Raw genomic sequence first — 3,028 nt, forward strand, 5'->3', positions numbered from 1 at the left:
AAATCATGTAGATGAGTGTTCCAACACCTGAAGCAAAAAGGGCAACGGATACAGGCATTCCCAAAATCAATGGTACCAAGATGGTCGCACCAAACATGGCGAAAACGTGTTGGAAACTAAGGAGAATTCCTTTTCCAGCCGAAGGACGTTGGTCAACGTCTAGTAACAAATCAACAGTTGATTCTTGTTTCATATAAACCTCACTTTTGGGCATCAAAAAAGAGCCCATTATTTTACAGCAATAGGCCCTCAGAGTAAGACTTCTCTAAAATCTAGACTTTAAAGAGTTTTAAATATTTCTGCGTCTTCGTCACCTCACGGGATGACATTAAAAACCTTTGCTTAGGATAGTATAGCAGAAAAAAATGATTTTGTAAATCATTTTTTCCCAAGCCTAAAAATAAAAGAGCGAGGTTGATTTTGTAAATCATTTTTTCCCGAGCCTAAAAATAAAAGAGCGAGGTTGATTTTGTAAATCATTTTTTCCCGAGCCTAAAAATAAAAGAGCGAGGTTGATTTTGTAAATCATTTTTTCCCGATCCTAAAAATAAAAGAGCGAGGCTGACTTTGTAAATATTTTTTTACTTAAAAATTTAAAGCGGGCGTTTATTTGGCATGCCAGCCTTACGTGGGTATTTATTTGGTGTTTCTTTTTTCTTTTCTACCACTGTGATGTAGCGCGGATCTCCATTAGGTAGAGCGTAGCTGAGATTGTCTTCGACCTTACTAAAAAGGAGATTGAGGGCATTTTTAGCTTCTAATAATTCCTCAGGCGCATTGCTGGCCTTGAGCGCCAATAGTTTTCCACCAACTTTAAGGTAAGGAATAGTCAATTCAGACAAGACCTGCATGCGGGCAACCGCACGAGCCGTTACAAAATCATACTGAGCACGGAAGTTCTTGTCTTGGGCAAAATCTTCGGCACGGCCATGGTAGAAATGAACACCGTCCAAATCCAGTTCTTGAGCCAATAGTTGGAGGAAGTTGATGCGCTTGTTGAGCGAATCAATGATGGTCACATCTAACTGAGGATAGAGGATTTTCATCGGCAGACTAGGAAACCCTGCCCCAGCTCCAATATCAAGAAGTTTGATATTTTCATTAGGAATCAAACCTTGAAGAATGGGTGCAATCGAATCGTAAAAGTGTTTGAGATAAACTTCTTCCTTGTCTGTAATGGCTGTTAAATTAATCTTTTCATTCCACTCGACCAAGAGCTCAAAATAACGTTCAAATTGTTCTTTTTGCTGGTCCGAAAGTGGAAGATTTTGCTCGGCAAGCAAGTTGTAAAATGTTTCTGGTTTCATAGTTATTTCCTTCTTTAGTATCATCTTATTTTACCACAATCATAAAAAATTTGATATACTGGTACTAATCTAAAAGTAGAAAGGACTTATATAATGACTTGGATTATTCTTGGAGTTATCGCTCTTGTTGTTATTTTTGTGATTGTTAGCTATAACGGTTTGGTTAAGAATCGTATGCAAACCAAGGAGGCTTGGAGCCAAATTGATGTTCAGTTGAAACGTCGAAATGACCTCTTGCCAAACTTGATTGAAACTGTAAAAGGTTATGCTAAATATGAAGGTTCTACCCTTGAAAAGGTGGCAGAACTACGTAACCAAGTGGCGGCAGCGACTTCACCAGCAGAAGCTATGAAAGCTAGTGATGCCCTTACTCGTCAGGTTTCAGGTATTTTTGCAGTTGCAGAAAGCTATCCAGATTTGAAAGCTAGTGCCAACTTTGTTAAATTGCAAGAGGAGTTGACAAACACAGAAAATAAAATTTCTTACTCTCGTCAACTCTACAACAGTGTTGTCAGCAACTACAATGTAAAATTAGAAACTTTCCCAAGCAATATTATCGCTGGAATGTTTGGATTTAAAGCAGCAGATTTCCTTCAAACACCAGAAGAGGAAAAGGCAGTTCCTAAAGTTGATTTTAGCGGTTTAGGTGACTAAGATGTTGTTTGATCAAATTGCAAGCAATAAACGAAAAACCTGGATTTTGTTGCTGGTATTTTTCCTACTCTTAGCTCTTGTTGGTTATGCGGTTGGTTACCTCTTTATGCGGTCTGGGATTGGTGGTTTGGTTATCGCACTGATTATCGGCTTTATCTATGCCTTGTCCATGATTTTTCAATCGACAGAGATTGTCATGTCCATGAATGGAGCGCGTGAGGTGGATGAGCAAACGGCACCAGACCTCTACCATGTAGTGGAAGATATGGCTATGGTGGCTCAGATTCCTATGCCCCGTGTTTTCATCATTGAGGATTCTTCTTTGAATGCCTTTGCGACAGGTTCTAATCCTCAAAACGCAGCGGTTGCTGCGACGTCAGGTCTATTAGCTATCATGAATCGTGAGGAGCTAGAAGCTGTTATGGGACATGAAGTCAGTCATATTCGTAATTACGATATCCGTATTTCGACTATTGCCGTCGCCCTTGCCAGTGCTATCACCATGCTTTCTAGTATGGCAGGTCGCATGATGTGGTGGGGTGGTGCAGGTCGCAGACGAAGTGACGATGATCGGGATGGAAATGGCTTAGAAATCATTATGCTCGTGATTTCACTACTAGCTATCGTGTTGGCACCTCTCGCTGCAACCTTGGTGCAACTAGCTATTTCTCGTCAGAGGGAATTCCTAGCTGATGCTTCTAGTGTTGAGTTGACTCGCAATCCTCAAGGGATGATAAATGCTCTACGTAAGTTGGATAATAGTAAACCAATGAGTCGTCCTGTTGATGATGCCAGCAGCGCACTTTATATTAATGATCCCAAAAAAGGTGGAGGGTTCCAAAAACTCTTTTACACCCACCCACCTATCTCAGAACGGATCGAGCGTTTAAAACATATGTAAAAAGAATCCAGAGGTCGTCTCTGGATTTTTGCTATGTCGCAAATTTATAAATCTTCTAAATTAACTAGCTCCAAACCGTGTTCTGTCATGCGATAGATAATCGAGCAAACTTCTTTTAAGAAACGACGGTCATGCGAAACAGTGATGAGACCGCCAGGATAAGTGG

At 40.4% G+C, this 3,028-nt stretch carries 4 protein-coding genes; 2 read left to right on the forward strand and 2 right to left on the reverse strand.

The genetic code is table 11. The annotated features are described in order from the left end of the window. On the reverse strand, positions 1 to 193 hold a 193-nt coding region (locus tag SMIDD26_RS12620; RefSeq protein ID WP_280630511.1), incomplete at its 3' end, for a solute carrier family 23 protein. A 400-nt stretch (positions 194 to 593) separates the two neighbouring features. Continuing rightward, positions 594 to 1,307, reverse strand: coding sequence for a 16S rRNA (guanine(527)-N(7))-methyltransferase RsmG (gene rsmG / locus SMIDD26_RS03265; protein ID WP_061438899.1), 714 nt, complete (start codon positions 1,305 to 1,307; stop codon positions 594 to 596). Positions 1,308 to 1,400: 93 nt separating this feature from the next. On the opposite strand from rsmG, the gene SMIDD26_RS03270 reads away from it, so the two are divergent. Together SMIDD26_RS03270 and htpX are read left to right on the forward strand one after the other, a co-directional pair. Continuing rightward, a complete protein-coding gene (locus tag SMIDD26_RS03270) occupies positions 1,401 to 1,961 on the forward strand; it encodes a LemA family protein (protein ID WP_000219828.1) in 561 nt (186 codons plus the stop codon). A gap of 1 nt (position 1,962) precedes the next feature. Next, positions 1,963 to 2,862: a zinc metalloprotease HtpX gene (htpX, locus tag SMIDD26_RS03275; RefSeq protein WP_061438901.1), complete on the forward strand. Its 900-nt coding sequence runs from the start codon at positions 1,963 to 1,965 to the stop codon at positions 2,860 to 2,862. The last annotated feature ends 166 nt before the right edge of the window (positions 2,863 to 3,028 follow it).

Source organism: Streptococcus mitis (assembly GCF_001579035.1).
GTDB classification, from domain to species: domain Bacteria; phylum Bacillota; class Bacilli; order Lactobacillales; family Streptococcaceae; genus Streptococcus; species Streptococcus mitis_J.

What these genes read in the sequence shown, in the direction of transcription:
- rsmG (WP_061438899.1), bottom strand. Translation starts at nt 1,307, where the DNA reads ATGAAACCAGAAACATTTTACAACTTGCTTGCCGAGCAAAATCTTCCA.
- htpX (WP_061438901.1), top strand. Translation starts at nt 1,963, where the DNA reads ATGTTGTTTGATCAAATTGCAAGCAATAAACGAAAAACCTGGATTTTG.
- SMIDD26_RS03270 (WP_000219828.1), top strand. Translation starts at nt 1,401, where the DNA reads ATGACTTGGATTATTCTTGGAGTTATCGCTCTTGTTGTTATTTTTGTG.